The organism is Xenophilus azovorans DSM 13620 (genome assembly GCF_000745855.1).
Taxonomy (GTDB): domain Bacteria; phylum Pseudomonadota; class Gammaproteobacteria; order Burkholderiales; family Burkholderiaceae_C; genus Xenophilus; species Xenophilus azovorans.
This window is the reverse complement of record NZ_KN050766.1, coordinates 457872-474406: the sequence shown is the minus strand read 5'-3', so window position 1 is coordinate 474406 and position 16535 is coordinate 457872. Positions and strand designations below refer to the sequence as shown.

Below are 16535 nucleotides of genomic sequence, written 5' to 3'. Positions count from 1 at the left end.
CTCCCGCTTCACAACTGGCGCGCCAGGCGCGGGTCCAGCGCGTCGCGCAGGCCGTCGCCCAGCAGGTTGATGGCCAGCACCGTGGCGGCCAGCAGCATGCCCGGGTAGAGGATGATGTGGAAGGCCACCGCCACGAAGTTGCGGCCCTCGGCCATCATGTTGCCCCAGCTGGGCGTGGTGGGCGGCACGCCCACGCCGAGGAAGGACAGCGCGGCCTCGTACAGCACGGCCGAGGCCGCGATGAAGGTGGCCTGCACCACCAGCGGCGCCACCATGTTCGGCAGCACGTGGCGCGCCAGGATCACCGGCAGCCGCGTGCCCACGGCATGGGCGGCCTCGACGAAGAGCTGCTCGCGCAGCGTCAGCGCGAGCGAGCGCACCAGGCGCACCACGCGCGGGATCTCGGGCACCACGATGGCCACGATCACGGTGGCGAGGCTGGCCCGCGTGACGGCCATCAGCGCGATGGCCAGCAGGATGCCCGGGATGGCCATCAGCCCGTCCATGATGCGCATGACGAAGCCGTCCAGGCGGCGCACGAAGCCGGCCGCCAGGCCCAGCAGCACGCCCAGCGCGGTGGACACCAGCGCCACGCTGACGCCCACGACCAGCGAGACGCGCCCGCCCCACACCGCGCGGCTGAACACGTCGCGGCCCAGCGCGTCGGTGCCGAACCAGTGCTCGGCCGAGGGGGCCTGCATGCGCGCCAGCGGGTCGATGTCCTGCGGGTCGTGCGTGGCGATCCACGGCGCGGCCAGCGCCAGCACCGCCATCGCGACCAGCAGCAGCGCGCCGGCGATCAGCGTGGGGTGCTTGCGCGCCCAGCGCCAGCGCGGCGGCACGAACACCGGCTCGTCGGCCGGCGCCGCACCGTCGTGGAGGGGAAGGGTGGAAGACATGGCCTCGGGTCAGTAGCGGATGCGCGGATCGAACAGCCGGTAGCTCAGGTCGATCAGCAGGTTGATCAGCACGTAGACGCCGGCGGAGAGCAGCAGCACGCTCTGGATCACCGGGTAGTCGTGGCGCTGCACCGAATCGACCACCAGCCGGCCCACGCCGGGAATGGCGAACACGGTCTCGGTCACGACCACGCCGCCGATCAGCAGCGCGATGCCCACGCCCACCGTGGTGGCGATGGGCACGGCCGCGTTGCGCAGCGCGTGGCCCAGCACCGGCAGCACGCCCAGGCCCTTGGCCCGCGCGGTGCGGATGTAGTCCTCGTGCAGCACCTCCATCACGGTGGCGCGCGTCATGCGGGTGACCAGCGCGATGTAGACCAGCGCGAGGTTCAGGCACGGCAGCACCAGGCTGCGCAGCCAGGGGCCCAGGCCCTCGCCCATGTGCACGTAGCCCTGCACGGGGAACCACGGCAGGCGGATCGCGAAGCCGTAGACCAGCAGGTAGCCGACCAGGAAGGAGGGCACCGAGAAGGCCAGCACCGCGAAGAGCATGACCAGCCGGTCGACCCAGCTTCCCGCGCGGTAGGCGGCCAGCGTGCCCAGCGGCACCGCGACCGCGATGGTCAGCAGCATGGTCACGAGCGCGATGGCCAGCGTGGGTTCGAGCCGCTGCGCGAGCAGCGCCGTCACCGGCACCTGCGTGAAGATGGAGATGCCCAGGTCGCCGGTGGCCAGCTTGCCGATCCAGATGAGGAACTGCTGCCAGATCGGCAGGTTCAGGCCCAGCGCATCGCGCAGGCGCGCGATGTCCTCCTCGGTGGCCAGGTCGCCGGCGATGAGCGCCGCCGGGTCGCCGGGCGAGAGGTGGATCAGCAGGAAGACCACGATCGCCACCACCGCCATGACGGGCAGGGTGGCGACGAGGCGGCGCAGGACGTAGCTCATCGCGCGCTGCTGCGGCCGGCCGCCTTACTTGTCCAGCGCCCAGACGATGGGCATGCCGCCCCACAGCCTGTCCAGCCCCTTGAGGCTGGCGCGCGCGGCGTAGGCGGCCGAATACTGGCCGGCGTTGACGTAGGGCACGGTCTCGAAGGCGCGGGCCTGGAAGGCGTCCAGCCGCTCCTTGCGCTGGGCCGCGTCGGCGGACTGCAGCCAGGCGGTGCGCAGCTCGTCCAGCTGCTTGTCGCAGGGCCAGCCGGGCAGCGAGTTGCCGCAGGCGGGGCTCAGGTAGGCGTTGGTGATGGGCGAGTTGACGTCGAACTCGCCGGCCACCGTCACGTAGACGTTCCAGCCGCCGGCCGCGGGGGCGTCGCGCTTGGCGCGCCGCGCGCCGATGGAGGCCCAGTCCATGGACTGCATGTCCACGTTCACGCCGATGCTCTTGAGGGTCTGCGCGGCCATCAGCGCCAGCGCGTTGAGGTAGGTGATGTCGGTGGGCACCAGCAGCACCACCTTCTCGCCCTTGTAGCCCGACTCGGCCAGCAGCGCCTTGGCCTTGGCCACGTCGGGCTTGGCCCAGGCCTGCGAGCCGGCGGCGGTGTCGTTGGGGCTGCCGCAGATGAAGAAGGTGTGGCAGTAGGCCTTGCGCATGTCGGCCGGGTAGCCCATGGCCGCGACGAAGCGCTCCTGGTTCACCGCCATCTGGAAGGCCTGGCGCGCCTTGATGTTGTCGAAGGGCGGGTGCAGCTGGTTGAGCACCAGGAAGGCCTGATAGGCCCCGCCGCTGCCGACCTTGATGTTCTTGTCCGCGCGCAGCGGCGCGATGTAGTCGGGCGGCAGCTGCTCGACCATGTCCACCTCGCCGCGCTGCAGGGCCGCGACGGCGCTGTTGGCGTCGGGCAGGTACAGCCACTCGACCCGCTCGAAGCTGCTCTTCTTGCCGCCGGCCAGGCCGCTGACGGGCTCGGTGCGCGGCACGTACTGCGCGTTGCGCACGAACACGGCCTTGTTGCCCGGCACCCATTCGTCGCGCTTGAAGACGAAGGGGCCGGAGCCCAGCACCTCGGTCATCGGCGCGGTGGTGGGCAGCTTGGCCAGCCGCTCGGGCAGGATGAAGGCGGGGTAGCCCGAGGGCTTGGCCAGCGCGTCCAGCACCATGCCGAAGGGCTGCCCCAGCGCGAGCGTGAAGCTGCGCTCGTCCACCGCCTTCCACTCGGCGCCGCCGGCCACCATGGCGCGGCCCAGGCTGTCGCGGCCGGTCCAGCGCTGCAGCGAGGCGATCACGTCGGCCGTGGTCACGGGCGTGCCGTCGGAGAACTTCAGGCCCGGGCGCAGGGTGAAGCTCCATGCCTTGCCGTCGGGCGACTGGGTGAACTTCTCCACCATCTGCGGCTGCGGCTTGCCGCTGGCGTCCTGCGAGAACAGGGTGTCGTACACCATGTAGCCGAAGTTGCGCGAGATGTAGGCCGTGGTGAAGGTCGGGTCGAGGATCTTCAGGTCGGCGTGCGCCACCACGCGCAGGGTCTTGGGCGGCGTCTGGGCCTGCGCCATCGGGCCGATGCCTCCCAGGGTGAGGGCGCCGAAGGCGGCCAGGGCGGCGAGCGTGCGTCGTTTCATGGTCGGGACTCCTGAGGGGGACACAAGAAAAATCAGGCGGGCAGGGCATCCAGCGGCCACTTGGGGCGCTGGATCTTCCGGTAGGGCAGGGTGCTCAGGTCCAGCGTCACGGCGCCGGGGGCGGCCACGTAGATCACGTGCCGGGCCACCTTCGAGAAGGAGGCGTAGAAGTGCTGCGAGGACTTCACCACGATCAGGCGCTTGGAGGCCAGGTCGCAGCCGAGCTGCGTGAACAGGTCGGTGCCCATGGCCTGGTTGCGCAGCGTGATCAGCACGATCTCGATGCCGCCGGCCTCGACCAGGGCGCAGTCGCCCAGGGCCGTGGGCGTGCCGGCCAGGCCGGTCATGACCATGTCGGTCTTCAGCGCCTTGACGGTGCAGTCCAGGTCCAGCGGCTGGCCCGACAGCGGGCTGATCTTGCCGCCGATGCGCATCGGCAGGCGCGCGCCTTCGCCGGCCTCGAAGGCGATACGCACGGCGATCGGGTCCCACAGCGGGCCGACGGCGGCGTTGCCGATGCCGCGCTCCAGCATGCGCCGCAGCACGAAGGTGGAGTCGCTCGCCGCGCCGCCGCCGGGGTTGTCGGCGCCGTCGGCCATCACCACCGGGCCCGCCGTGGCCAGGGCTTCGTCCAGGGCCGCGTCGATGTCGGGGTAGTTCACCGTCAGCGCGTCGCGCATGCCGATCACCTCGTCGGCCAGCTGGCGCGCCAGCGCCTGCGCCTTCGCGGCGTCGCCGTCGGCGTAGACCAGCACCTTGGTGCCCATGCCCGGCACGTCGCCCCAGCTGAAGCCGTGCGCGAGCGAGACGGACAGCACGCCGTCGCGGCCCTCCAGCGACTGCATGCGCTGCACGAAGCCGCGGGCCGGCTCGCGCGAGGTGTGGATGGTGAGGATCAGGCCGGTGTCGACCACCGCCGCCACCGGGCGGATCTTCTTCTGCGCCGCCGCCACGCACAGGTCCACCAGCTCCAGACCGCGCTCGAGCACGTCGGTGTGCGGGTACTCCTTGAAGGTGATGAGCACGTCGGCGCTGTCCACCATCTCGGGCGTGACGTGGCAGTGCGGGTCGAGCTCGGCGCCCACCACCACACCGGGGCCGGCCAGGGCGCGCACGCGCTGGAGGAGGTCGCCCTCGCAGTCGTCGTAGCCGTCGGCCACCATGGCGCCGTGCAGGCCCAGCAGCACCACGTCCACCGGCATCGCGGCCTTCAGGTCGGCCAGCAGCTCGTCGCGCAGCGACTCGTAGGCGTGCCGCGTGGTCGTGCCGCTGGGCTGGGCCGCCGCCACCATGCCTTCGAGCAGCGTCCAGCCCTGGTCCTTGCCGCGCAGGCGCGCGGCCCACAGCGGGCCCGAGAACAGCGTGAGGTGGTCGGGATGCCGGCCGGCCGGGAAGTAGCCGCGGTCGCGGAACGAGGCCATGCCCGTGGGCATGGGGCCGAAGGTGTTGGTCTCGGTGGCGAGGGAGGCGCTGAAGACACGCACGTGGGGCTCCTGTGAGGCGGGAGGAAGGAGGGCGTCAGGCGCCGGCCGGCTGCCGCAGGCGGCGCGGGCTCAGCATCCCGGCCGTCAGGCCGAAGGACGCGGGATGCGCCGGCACGGGCAGCCCGCGCGCCAGCGCGGCGCAGGTCTCGCCCATGGCGGCCGAGGTCTGGATGCCGTAGCCGCCCTGGGCGGCGATCCAGAAGAAGCCTTCCACCTGCTCGTCGAAGCCGCCCACCAGGTCGCCGTCGGCGACGAAGGAGCGCAGCCCGGCCCAGGTGCGGGCCGGCCGGCGGATCTGCAGCGTGGTCATCGTCTCGATGCGGTCGATGGCCAGCGCGATGTCCAGCTCCTCGGGCCGCACGTCCTGCGGCTCCACGGGGTCGGCGTTGGCGGGCGAACCCAGCAGCATGCCGGCGTCGGGCTTGATGTACCAGTCCTCGGCGGCGCCGTGCACCATGGGCCAGCCGGCGCTGTCGAGTTCCGGCGGGCCGGCGAAGACGAAGGCCGAGCGGCGGCAGGGCTGCAGCCCCAGCGGCGCCGCGCCCGCCAGGGCGCCGATCGCGTCGCACCAGGCACCGGCCGCGTTGAGCACCACCGGCGCCTCGTAGCGCTGCCCGCCGGCCGTCACCAGCCAGCGGCCGTCGACCCGTTGCAGGCCCGTGACCTCGGCGTCGCACACCAGCGTGCCGCCTGCGCGGCGCATGCCGCGCAGGTAGCCCTGGTGGATGGCATGCACGTCCATGTCGGCGGCATCCGGCTCGTAGACGGCGCCGCCGAGCAGTTCGGGGCGCAGCACCGGCACCATGGCCTGCGCCTCCTCGGGGCTCAGGCGGCGCGCGTGCGGCGACATGGGATGCAGCACCGCCCAATGCGCGTCCAGTTCGGCGGCCTGCTCGGGCGAACCGACCATCATCGCCCCGCGCGGCGTGAGCAGGGGGTGTTCGGCGAAGCCAGGGGGCGGCGACGTCAGGAAGGCGCGGCTGGCGAGGGTGAGGGCGCGCACCTGGGGCGTGCCGTAGCTTTCCATGAACAGCGCCGCGGAGCGCCCCGTCGAGTGGTAGCCGGGCTGCGACTCGCGCTCCAGCACGATGGTGCGGCCGTGCGGGGCCAGCCAGTGGGCGACGGAGGCGCCGGCGATCCCGGCGCCGATCACCAGGAAGTCGGCTTGCAGGGCGGCGGAGGAGGCGGGCGTCGTGGTCACGTTTCGGGCGGTGGAGCGAAGGCGGTGCGGCCCGGCATGGGCAGCGCGCAGAGTCTAAGAGAGGAATTTGCGCATATGCAAATTTTGCAGAGCCCCCTAGGGTAAACACCGGACCTTCTCTCAAGCGAGATCCGTGCCTGTTGGATTTGCAGTGACGCAAATTCCGCGCGAGCGCTGCGCGGCCGCGCGGCGCGCCGCTGGCAGAATGCCGGCGCATGAGCAGTCGAACCGGACGCGGAAGCACCGCGCAGAAGAAGCCCGTGGACGCGCGCGAGAGCGGGCACGCCGGGGACGCAGCGCATTCGCTCGACCGCGAGACCTTCGGCCGCCGGCTGCGCACGGCGCGCAAGGGCTTCGGCTGGACGCTGCAGCAGCTGTCGGCGCTGTCGGGGGTGTCGGTGCCGACCATCTCGCGCGCCGAGCGCGGGCAGCTGGCGCTGGGCTACGAGAACTTCGCCGCCCTGGGCCGCGCGCTGCAGATGGACATGAACGCCATGTTCGCCGGGGAGGGCGTCAAGACCACCGGCCTGGAGGCGCCGGTGGTGACGCGCGCCGGCGAGGGCATGGTCTACCGCGGGCTGTCCTTCGCCTACGAATTCCTCGGCACCACGGCCGCCGGCAAGCTCATGAGCCCGGTGGTCGGCACGGTGCACGCGCGGCGCATCGCCGGCCCGGAGGACTTCGCGCGGCACGAGGGCGAGGAATTCGCCTACGTGCTCTCGGGCACGATCGAGGTGCATTTCGAGACGGGCGAGGTGGTGCGCCTCGGGCGCGGCGACTCGCTGTACTTCGACAGCCGCATCGGCCACGCCTACGTCAGCACCAGCAGGCAGCTCGCGCGCATCGTGGGGGTGACCTCGACCGAAAGCCGCTTCATGCGCACGGCGCGCGCCGGCGAGGCGGGCGCGGCCGCGGCGCCGCGCAAGCGGGCGGCCGCCGCCCGGCGCCCGGACGGCACGCAGCGCGCACCGGCCAGACGCTGACGGCGGCCCGCCCGCGCCTCACTTCACCTGCTGCTTGCCCAGCTTGCGCGCCAGCGTGCGGCGGTGCATGCCCAGGCGCCGCGCGGTCTCGGAGATGTTGAAGCCGGTCTCGGCCAGGGTCTGGTGGATGCGCTCCCACTCCAGCGTCTTGATGGAGCTGGCGCGGTTGGTCAGCTCGACCTCGGTGGTGCCCTCGGCGCGGCCGAAGGCGGCCTCGATGTCGTCGGTGTTGGAAGGCTTGGCGAGGTAGTGGCAGGCGCCGAGCTTGATGGCCTCCACGGCGGTGGCGATGCTGGCGAAGCCGGTGAGCACGACGATGAGCATGTCCTCGTCGTGGGCGTGCAGCGCCTGCACGCAGGCCAGGCCGGAGGCCTCGCCCTGCAGCTTGAGGTCGACCACGGCGTGGGTGGGCGCGAAGCTGCCCTCCTGCAGCACCGCCTGCATCGCCTCCAGGCTGGCGGCCACGCGCACCTGGTAGCCGCGCCGCTCGAAGGAGCGGGCCAGGGTGCGCGCGAAGGCGTCGTCGTCCTCGACGAGGACCAGCCGGCGGGCGGGGGCGTCTTCTTCATCCATGCGCATCCTCCGCATCATCCGCCGGCAGCACGATCGCCGTCAGCGGCAGGGTGATCAGCAGCTCGGCGCCACCCTCGGCGCGGTTGCGCGCCGCCACGCTGCCGCCCAGGGTGCGCGCCACGTTGACGACCAGGAACAGGCCGAGCCCGCCGCCCGGCCGGCCCTTGGTCGATTGGTAGGGCTTGCCGATGTGCTGGAGCATGGCGGGCGCGAAGCCGGGGCCCTGGTCGCGCACCGCCAGCAGCAGCGCGTCGTCGGTGCGCGTGGCCTCGAATTCCTGCATGCCGGGCGAGGCCTCGAAGGCGTTGTCCAGCACGTTGCCGATCATCTGCTTGAGTGCGGAGTCCGACACCATGGGCAGGTCCTGTCCGAAGCGGTTGAGGTAGCTCAGCCGGTTGTCGGGCCGCCGGCGGCGCCAGTCGGCCACCACGTCGTCCAGGAAGGTGCAGACGGTGGTGGCGCTGGAGGATTCGCCGCGCGTCTCGCCGGCTGACAGCAGGATGCCGCTGACGATCGACTTGCAGCGCCGCACCTGCGTCTGCATCTCGGCGACGTCCTGCGCCAGTTCGGGGTCGGAGCTGAAGTGCGGCAGGTGCTGCCAGTCGCCCAGGATCACGTCCAGCGTGGAAAGGGGCGTGCCCAGCTCGTGCGCCGCGCCGGAGGCCAGCAGGCCCATGCGCACGATGTGCTCTTCCTCCGCGGCGCGCTGGCGCAGCGCGGCCAGCCGCGTGTCGCGTTCGCGCAGGTTGGCGGCGATGCGGCCGATGAAGGTGACCAGCAGTGCGGCGTTGAGGGCGAAGCACACCAGCATGCCCAGCACGTAGGGGCTGGCCAGGCCGCGGTCGTGGTCCGGGCGCAGCGGCAGCGGCTGCGCGAACAGCGCCAGCCCCGCGAAGCAGGCGCTGGTGACGGCCACCATCGTCCAGGTGGCCCAGGCCGGCAGCAACACCGCGCCGAGGATCACCTGCAGCAGGTACAGGAAGACGAAGGGGTTGGCGGCGCCGCCGGCCAGGTAGAGCTGCGCCGTGAGCATGCCCACGTCCACCAGCAGGGCGAACAGCAGTTCGGCGTTGGTCACCTCGCGGCGGGTGCGCCAGCGCAGCAGGCTGGCGATGTTGAACAGCACCAGGGCGGCCAGCACGGCCAGCATGCTGCGCACCGGGATGGGGATGCCGAAGCCGTAGTGGACGACCTCGATGGTGACGATCTGCCCGAAGACGGCGATCCAGCGCAACTGGATGAGCTGCTGCAGGTTCTTCAGCCCGGTGGCCGCGGAGGCGGTGCGCGCGGCGGCGAGCTCAGGGGCGGGGAGGGCGGGTGGCATCGTCGGGGCGGTCGCCGGGCGGCGCCGGCCGGTCATTGTCCATGCCGCCGCTCGCTGCGCAGCAGGTACACGGTGGCGCCCAGCAGCAATGCGGCCAGACCGTACCAGGTGATGGCATACACGAGGTGGCTGTTGGAGAAGCGCACCACCGTCAGGCCGGCGGCCGGCCAGGTGCCGGCGGGCGTGCCGGGCTCGGCCTGCGCGTCGATGAAGTACGGCGCCACGCTGCCCGCCGGCAGGCCGTGGGCGGCCGAAAGGGCGGCCACGTCGCGCGAGTGCCAGCGCTGTGCGGCCGGGTCGTTGTCGCGCAGGAAGGCGCCCCCGGGTTCGCTCAGGCGCAGCAGGCCCTGCACGTGGACGGTGCCTTCCGGTGCCGGCCGGCCGCGGCGCGCCGGATCGCGCGCCTCGGTGGGCACGAAGCCGCGGTTGATCCAGATCCGGTGGCCGTCGGCCGTCGCCAGCGGCGTCAGCACCCAGTAGCCGGCGCCCAGCGCGGTGCTGGCCTGCACCAGCGCCTCCTTGTCGTGCAGGTAGCGGCCGTCGGCCTGCACCCGCAGGTATTCGTGGCGCGTGCGGTCGATCGCGGGCCACTCGGCGGGGCCGGGCGCCGCCACCGGCGGGGCGTGGATGCGCGCATCCACGCGGGCGATCAGGTCGCGCTTCCAGGCCAGGCGCTGCACCTGCCAGTTGCCCAGCAGCACGAAGCCGGCGATGCCCACCGCCACGCCGGCCAGCAGCGCGGCACGGCGGCCGCGGGAGGCGGCGGCAGGGCCGGTCGGCGCGGCGCGCACCGTCAGGATTGGCCGAGGTGGTGCACCTGCCCGTCGTGGCCCGGCATCATGTTGACGTTCATGTGGAACATCACCCACAGCGTGCCGGCGACGGCGATGGCCACGAAGACGATGGTGAAGAGAGTGGACAGCATGGTCCAGCCGCCCTGGACCTTGCCGTTCATGTGCAGGAAGCAGACCATGTGCACCAGCACCTGCACCACCGCCATGCCGCCGAGCACCAGCACGGCGACGGTGCGGTCACTGATCACGTTCGACATCACCAGCCAGAAGGGGATGGCGGTGAGGACGACGGACAGCACGAAGCCGATCATGTAGCCGGAGAAGGTGCTGTGCGGGCCCTCGTCCTGGGCGTGGTCGTCGTGGTGGTGGTCGTGCCCGCCGGCGGGCATCGGTACGTCGTGCGCGCTCATCTCACAGCACTCCCATCAGGTAGACAAAGGTGAAGACGCCGATCCAGACCACGTCCAGGAAGTGCCAGAACATGGACAGGCACATCAGGCGGCGCTTGTTCTCGCGGATCAGGCCGTGCCGGCCGATCTGGATCATCAGCACCACCAGCCAGATCGAGCCGAAGGTGACGTGCAGGCCGTGCGTGCCGACCAGCGTGAAGAAGGCCGACAGGAAAGCGCTGCGCCCGGGGCCCGCGCCTTCCTGGATCAGGTGGTGGAACTCGTACAGCTCCAGCCCGAGGAAGCACAGGCCGAAGACCAGGGTGACGGCCAGCCAGCCCAGCGTGCCGCCGACCTTGCCCATCTGCTTTTGCAGCATGGCGAAGCCGAAGGTGATGGACGACAGCAGCAGGAAGGCGGTGTTGATCGCCACCAGCTTCAGGTCGAACAGCTCGCCGCCGGTGGGGCCGCCCGCGTAGCTGCGGCCCATCACGCCGTAGGTCGCGAACAGCGCGGCGAAGATGAGGCAGTCGCTCATCAGGTAGAGCCAGAAGCCCAGCGCGGTGCCGCTCTCCGGATGCGGGTCGTGCGCGAGGTGGTAGTCGCGCGCGGCGGCGCCGGCCTGCACGGCGGCGGGATGGACGAGCTCAGACATGGCGGGCCAGCAGTCGGGTGCGCGCTTCCTCCGTGGCCGCCACTTCGGCCGCGGGGATGTGGTAGTCGCGCTGGTAGTTGAAGGTGTGGACGATGGCGGCCAGCACGGTGGCGGCGAAGGAAGCGGCCGCCAGCGGCCACATGTGCCAGATCAGCGCGAAGCCGCAGACCAGGGACAGCACCGAGATGACGACGCCCGAGGCGGTGTTGGCCGGCATGTGGATCGGCTGGAAGCCGCCCAGCGGGCGCTTGTAGCCGTGCCGCTTCATGTCCCACCAGGCGTCGGCGTCATGCACGACGGGGGTGAAGGCGAAGTTGTACTGCGGCGGCGGCGAGGAGGTGGCCCACTCGAGCGTGCGGCCGTTCCACGGGTCGCCGTCGGCGTCGCGCAGCTGTTCGCGGCGCATGAAGCTCACCACCAGTTGCACCAGGAAGCAGCCGATGCCCAGCGCCACCAGCAGGGCGCCGAAGGCGGCGATCTGGAACCAGATCTGCAGCGAGGCGTCCTCGAAGTGGCTCACGCGGCGCGTCACGCCCATCAGGCCCAGCACGTACAGCGGCGTGAACGCGAACCAGAAGCCCGCCAGCCAGAACCAGAAGGAGCACTTGCCCCAGAACTCGTCCAGCCGGAAGCCGAAGGCCTTGGGGAACCAGTAGTTGATGGCGGCGAACACCGCGAACACCACGCCGCCGATGATGACGTTGTGGAAGTGCGCCACCAGGAACAGGCTGTTGTGCAGCACGAAGTCGGCCGGCGGCACGGCCAGCAGCACGCCCGTCATGCCGCCGATGACGAAGGTGATCATGAAGCCCACCGTCCACAGCATCGGCACCGTGAAGCGGATGCGCCCGCGGTACATGGTGAACAGCCAGTTGAAGATCTTCGCCCCTGTCGGGATCGAGATGATCATGGTCGTGATCCCGAAGAAGGAGTTCACGCTGGCGCCCGAGCCCATGGTGAAGAAGTGGTGCAGCCACACCAGGTACGACAGGATGGTGATGCACACGGTGGCGTAGACCATCGACGCGTAGCCGAACAGGCGCTTGCCGCAGAAGGTGGCGACCACCTCCGAATACACGCCGAAGGCCGGCAGCACCAGGATGTAGACCTCGGGGTGGCCCCAGATCCAGATGAGGTTGACGTACAGCATCGGGTTGCCGCCGTCGATGTTGGTGAAGAAGTGCGTGCCCAGGTAGCGGTCCATCGTCATCAGCGCCAGCGCGGCGGTGAGGATGGGGAAGGTCGCCACGATCAGCGCGTTGGTGCACAGCGCGGTCCAGGTGAAGATGGGCATCTTCATCAGGTTCATGCCGGGCGCGCGCATCTTGATGATGGTCACCAGCAGGTTGATGCCCGAGAGCGTGGTGCCCACCCCCGCGATCTGCAATGACCATATGTAGTAGTCCAGCCCCACGCCCGGGTTCTGGTTGCCCAGGTTCGACAGCGCCAGCCAGCCGGAGGTGGAGAACTCGCCGAGGAACAGCGACAGCATCACCAGCACCGCGCCGGCGGTGGTCATCCAGAAGCTGAAGTTGTTCAGGAAGGGGAAGGACACGTCGCGCGCGCCGATCTGCAGCGGCACCACGTAGTTCATCAGGCCCGTGACGAAGGGCATGGCCACGAAGAAGATCATGATCACGCCGTGGGCGGTGAAGATCTGGTCGTAGTGGTGCGGCGGCAGGTAGCCCATGTTGTCGCCGAAGGCCATGGCCTGCTGCAGGCGCATCATGATCGCGTCGGAGAAGCCGCGCAGCAGCATCACCACGCCCAGCACCATGTACATGATGCCGATCTTCTTGTGGTCGATGCTGCAGAACCAGTCGCGCCACAGCGGGCCCCAGAGCCGGTAGCGGGTGATCAGGGCCAGCAGGGCGATGCCGCCCAGCACGACGGCCACGAAGGTCCACAGCAGGATGGGCTCGTGCGCCATGGGCACCGAGTCCCAGGTCAGCCGGCCCAGGAGCCAGTGGGTCGGCGCCGAAGAAGGTTCAGACATGGTTCTTGTCACTCACACTCAGGTTGGCAGCGGCGGCGCGCGTGCCTCAGTTGTCCGCCAGCGCGACCGGCATGCCGGGCGTGCAGATCGATTGCGCCTGGGCCTTGGCGAACAGCGCCCCGTTGACGCGGGCGCGGCCGCGCAGCGCGTCCGAGGCCATCGTCTCGTGCATGCAGCGCTGGCCGTCCTCGACGCACAGGTTGAGCACGCGCTGGTACAGGTTCGGATCGACCGAGGCGAAGCGCTCGACCGGATGGCGCTCGCTGGGGCGGGCGAGGTCGCGGTAGGCGTCGCGCGTCAGCGGCTTGCCCTCGGCCTTGGCCCGGGCCACCCACCGGGCGAAGTCCTGCTCGCTCAGGCCGTGGAACTTGAAGGTCATGCCCGAGAAGCCGGTGCCGCTGTAGTGGGACGACATGCCGTGGAACACGCCCGGCCGGTTGATGACGGCGTTCAGCTCGGTCTGCATGCCGGGCATCGTGTAGATCATGCCGGCCAGGTCGGGCACGTAGAACGCGTTCATGGTCGAGCTGGAGGTGAGCCTGAAGCGGATCGGCCGGTCCACCGGCGCCGCCAGCTCGTTGACGGTGGCGATGCCCTGCTCGGGCAGGATGAACAGCCACTTCCAGTCCAGCGAGACCACCTCGACCTCCAGCGGCTTGATGCCCTCCGGCACCGGCTTGCCGGAGGCGATGCGGTCCAGCGGGCGGTAGGGGTCGAGCTTATGGGTGCCGATCCAGGTCAGCGCGCCCAGCGCGATGATGATGACCAGGGGCGCGGCCCAGATCACCAGCTCCAGCTTGGTCGAGTGGTCCCAGTCGGGGGCGTAGTCGGTCTCGGCATGCCGGCTGCCCTGGCGGTAGCGCCAGGCGAACAGCAGGATCAGGATGATCACCGGCACGATGATCAGCAGCATGAGCAGGGTGGAGATCACCACCATCTGCCCCTGCTGGGCGGCCACGTCGCCGGCAGGGTTGAGCACCACCAGGTTGCAGCCGGCCAGCAGGCTGGTCGCGGCGAGCAGGGGCAGGGCCCGAAGAGGATTGGGTAGACGCATGCTGGGCATCTCGGCGGCGACGGCACGGTCGCTCCGGGTTGGTACGGGTTGCGAACGGGACGAATCTAACGCGCGGCCGGCCCGGAGGCGATAGGACGTTTTGTCCTATGTCAATGCGCCGCCCGCCACCTTATAGTGCCCCTTGCTGCGCCTCGTCCAGTGCCGCGGGGCCGCGCGCAGGAGACCTGTCCTGATGTCCAGCATCACCTATCCGCCTTCCTTCCCGCCGGCGCCGGACGCCGATGCACAACCGCACGAGGTCCACGGCGACCACAGCGTGTCGCCGGGCGACATCGCCGTCGGGGTGGTGATCGGCCGCGCCTCCGAGTATTTCGACTTCTTCGTCTACGGCATCGCCTCGGTGCTGGTGTTCCCGCAGCTGTTCTTCCCGCTGCACCAGCGGCTGGAGGGCGTGCTGTTCGCCTTCACCATCTTCGCCTTCGCCTTCATCGCGCGGCCCGTCGGCACCGCGATCTCGATGGCGATCCAGCGCCGCTGGGGGCGTGCCACCAAGCTGACCATCGCGCTGTTCCTACTCGGCACCTGCACGGTGGGCATCGCCTTCCTGCCCGGCTACGAGACGCTCGGCACCAAGGCCGTGCTGCTGCTGGCGGTGCTGCGCGTCGGGCAGGGGCTGGCGCTGGGCGGCTCGTGGGACGGGCTGCCCTCGCTGCTCGCGCTGAGCGCGCCCCCCAACCGCCGCGGCTGGTACGCGATGCTGGGCCAGCTCGGCGCGCCGGTGGGCTTCATCCTGGCCAGCGCGCTGTTCGCCTTCCTCTATGGCAGCCTGTCGCAGGACGACTTCCTCTCCTGGGGCTGGCGCTATCCCTTCTTCGTCGCCTTCGCCATCAACGTGGTGGCGCTGTTCGCCCGCCTGCGGCTGGTGGTGACGCCCGAGTACGAGCGGCTGCTGGAGCGCAGCGAGCTCGAGCCGGTGCCGGCCGGCGAGCTGGTGCGCACCCAGGGCTACAACCTGTTCATCGGCGCCTTCGCCGCGCTGGCCAGCTATGCGCTGTTCCACCTGGTGACGGTGTTCCCGCTGTCGTGGATCCACCTGTATACCGAGCAGTCGATCACCGGCTTCCTCGGCGTGCAGATCGTCGGCGGCTTCCTGATCGCCGTGGGCGTGGTCGTCTCCGGCCTGGTGGCCGACCGCTACGGCCGCCGCCGCACGCTGGGCACGCTGGCCGGCATGATCGCGGTCTTCAGCGGCTTTGCGCCGACGCTGCTCAACGGCGGCACGCTGGGCCAGGACGTGTTCATCCTGCTGGGCTGCACGCTGCTGGGCCTGTCGTACGGGCAGGCGGCCGGCGCGGTGACGTCCAACTTCACGCCGCGCTTCCGCTACACCGGCGCGGCGCTCACGCAGGACTTCGCCTGGCTGATCGGCGCCGCCTTCGCGCCGGTGGTGGCGCTGGGCCTGTCGGCCCACTTCGGGCTGGGCTACCTGAGCCTGTACCTGCTGTCGGGCGCCGCCTGCACGCTGGCCGCCCTGGGGCTGAACAAGGCCCTGGTGGCGAAGGACTGACGGCCGGCCTTCATCAGCCGCCGGCGGCGCGCGCCGCCACGGCCTGCGCCAGCGCCTGCACGCTCAGCGGCGCCGAGCCTTCCGCCTTGTTGTTGATCGCCACGTAGGCCGGCCAGCCCGCGCCCACGGTGCCGGCGATCACCTTCGACAACACCTCGCGGGTCTCGGGATCGGGGTCCACCAGCCTGTCGAAGGGCTCGTACAGGCCCTTGGCCGTCTCGTAGCCGTAGGCGCCGTGGCGCCGGTGCAGGCTCCAGCGGCACACCAGCGGGCCGGGCCACAGGGCGCGCAGCAGCGGCAGTTGCGCCTCGATCGGCGGCAGCTTGGCATGCAGGCCCAGGCAGTAGGTGGCGCCGGCGCCGCGCAGCACCTCGGCGAAGGCGGGCGTGAGGAACTCGGGGTTGCGCACCTCGACGGCCACCACGCCGTCCGGCGCCTGCGGCTTCAGCGGGGGCAGGGCGGCGAGCAGGGTGCGCAGCCGTTCCAGCACCTCCGGCAGGCGGGCGAGCAGGTGTGCCGGCAGCGGGCTGAGCTGGAACACCAGCGCGCCGATGCGCGAACCCAGGCCCTCCAGCGCCGGCTGTACGAACTGCTCCACCGCCAGCACCGGATCGAGGAAGGCCGGGTTCGGCTGCTGGCCGCGTCCGTCCTCGGCGCGCACCAGCGCATCGGTCACCAGCGCGGGGGCCTTGACGATGAAGCGGAAGTCCGGCGGCACCTGCGCCGCGTAGGCGGCGTACTGGCTGGCCGTCAGCGGCCGGTAGAAGCCGCGGTCCAGGCTCACGCCGCGCAGCAGCGGGTGCTGTGCGTAGGCGGCCAGGCCGTGGCGCGACAGCGTGGGCTGCGCGTGCTCGCCGTCCCAGACCAGGCCAGCCCAGCCGGGGAAGTGCCAGGACGAGGTGCCCATGTGCAGCCGCGGCGCAAGCCGCTCGGCCAGCGCGCGCAGCCCGTCGTCCGCCGGCGCGGGCAGCACCTTCGCCGCCGCCCTGGCGCGAGCGCGGCGCGCCGGCGCGGGCTGGCGGGCGGGCTCGGGCGGCGTGTCGTCGGGGTCTTCGAAGAGGGCGTCCTGCATGGCGAATCGGTGCGCCGCGCATTCTCC

Annotated in this window: 15 protein-coding genes; 2 read left to right on the top strand and 13 right to left on the bottom strand. The window is 71.0% G+C overall.

Features of this window, described 5'->3' with window-relative positions; translation table 11 throughout:
• Positions 1-8 precede the first annotated feature (8 nt).
• Genes Q392_RS28705 through Q392_RS28685 form a run of 5 tightly spaced genes read right to left on the bottom strand, consistent with a single transcriptional unit; the run spans position 9 to position 6140 of the window.
• On the bottom strand, positions 9-899 hold the full coding sequence (locus tag Q392_RS28705; protein ID WP_038216881.1) for an ABC transporter permease: 891 nt from the start codon (positions 897-899) through the stop codon (positions 9-11).
• 9 nt (positions 900-908) lie between these two features.
• Complete coding sequence (locus Q392_RS28700) at positions 909-1844, bottom strand: ABC transporter permease (RefSeq protein ID WP_038216867.1); 936 nt, start codon at positions 1842-1844, stop codon at positions 909-911.
• A 24-nt stretch (positions 1845-1868) separates the two neighbouring features.
• Entirely contained in the window at positions 1869-3455 is a 1587-nt protein-coding gene (locus tag Q392_RS28695) for an ABC transporter substrate-binding protein (protein ID WP_038216864.1), read from the bottom strand.
• 32 nt (positions 3456-3487) lie between these two features.
• Positions 3488-4939 (bottom strand): M81 family metallopeptidase, encoded by a 1452-nt coding sequence (locus tag Q392_RS28690; protein WP_038216861.1) that lies wholly within the window; start codon positions 4937-4939, stop codon positions 3488-3490.
• A 34-nt stretch (positions 4940-4973) separates the two neighbouring features.
• Positions 4974-6140: an NAD(P)/FAD-dependent oxidoreductase gene (locus Q392_RS28685; RefSeq protein WP_051954050.1), complete on the bottom strand. Its 1167-nt coding sequence runs from the start codon at positions 6138-6140 to the stop codon at positions 4974-4976.
• A gap of 215 nt (positions 6141-6355) precedes the next feature.
• Between Q392_RS28685 and Q392_RS28680 the strand changes: the two genes are divergently transcribed.
• Positions 6356-7123: a helix-turn-helix domain-containing protein gene (locus Q392_RS28680; RefSeq protein ID WP_084217466.1), complete on the top strand. Its 768-nt coding sequence runs from the start codon at positions 6356-6358 to the stop codon at positions 7121-7123.
• Between the two features lie 18 nt (positions 7124-7141).
• On the opposite strand, the gene Q392_RS28675 is transcribed toward Q392_RS28680, so the two are convergent.
• From Q392_RS28675 to cyoA, 7 genes are read right to left on the bottom strand one after another with little or no spacing between them, the layout of a single operon-like run.
• Complete coding sequence (locus Q392_RS28675) at positions 7142-7696, bottom strand: response regulator transcription factor (RefSeq protein ID WP_038217502.1); 555 nt, start codon at positions 7694-7696, stop codon at positions 7142-7144.
• Positions 7689-9020 (bottom strand): ATP-binding protein, encoded by a 1332-nt coding sequence (locus Q392_RS28670; RefSeq protein ID WP_051954049.1) that lies wholly within the window; start codon positions 9018-9020, stop codon positions 7689-7691. The genes Q392_RS28675 and Q392_RS28670 overlap by 8 nt, the downstream gene beginning before the upstream one ends.
• 32 nt (positions 9021-9052) lie before the next feature.
• Positions 9053-9811, bottom strand: coding sequence for an SURF1 family protein (locus Q392_RS28665; protein ID WP_425425207.1), 759 nt, complete (start codon positions 9809-9811; stop codon positions 9053-9055).
• 2 nt (positions 9812-9813) lie between these two features.
• Positions 9814-10224 carry a cytochrome o ubiquinol oxidase subunit IV gene (cyoD, locus tag Q392_RS28660; protein ID WP_038216843.1) on the bottom strand — a complete coding sequence of 137 codons (411 nt, stop codon included), beginning with the start codon at positions 10222-10224 and terminating at the stop codon, positions 9814-9816.
• 1 nt (position 10225) lies between these two features.
• Positions 10226-10858, bottom strand: coding sequence for a cytochrome o ubiquinol oxidase subunit III (gene cyoC, locus Q392_RS28655; RefSeq protein WP_038216840.1), 633 nt, complete (start codon positions 10856-10858; stop codon positions 10226-10228).
• The gene (gene cyoB, locus Q392_RS28650; RefSeq protein WP_038216838.1) at positions 10851-12854 is read right to left on the bottom strand and encodes a cytochrome o ubiquinol oxidase subunit I; all 2004 of its coding nucleotides are present in this window, start codon (positions 12852-12854) and stop codon (positions 10851-10853) included. The genes cyoC and cyoB overlap by 8 nt, the downstream gene beginning before the upstream one ends.
• Before the next feature lie 46 nt (positions 12855-12900).
• Positions 12901-13908: a ubiquinol oxidase subunit II gene (cyoA, locus tag Q392_RS28645; protein ID WP_084217481.1), complete on the bottom strand. Its 1008-nt coding sequence runs from the start codon at positions 13906-13908 to the stop codon at positions 12901-12903.
• A 193-nt stretch (positions 13909-14101) separates the two neighbouring features.
• Between cyoA and Q392_RS28640 the strand changes: the two genes are divergently transcribed.
• Positions 14102-15436 carry an MFS transporter gene (locus Q392_RS28640; protein WP_038216836.1) on the top strand — a complete coding sequence of 445 codons (1335 nt, stop codon included), beginning with the start codon at positions 14102-14104 and terminating at the stop codon, positions 15434-15436.
• A 13-nt stretch (positions 15437-15449) separates the two neighbouring features.
• Here the strand turns inward: Q392_RS28640 and Q392_RS28635 are convergent, their stop codons facing one another.
• Complete coding sequence (locus Q392_RS28635) at positions 15450-16508, bottom strand: DUF72 domain-containing protein (RefSeq protein WP_038216832.1); 1059 nt, start codon at positions 16506-16508, stop codon at positions 15450-15452.
• Between the last annotated feature and the right edge of the window lie 27 nt (positions 16509-16535).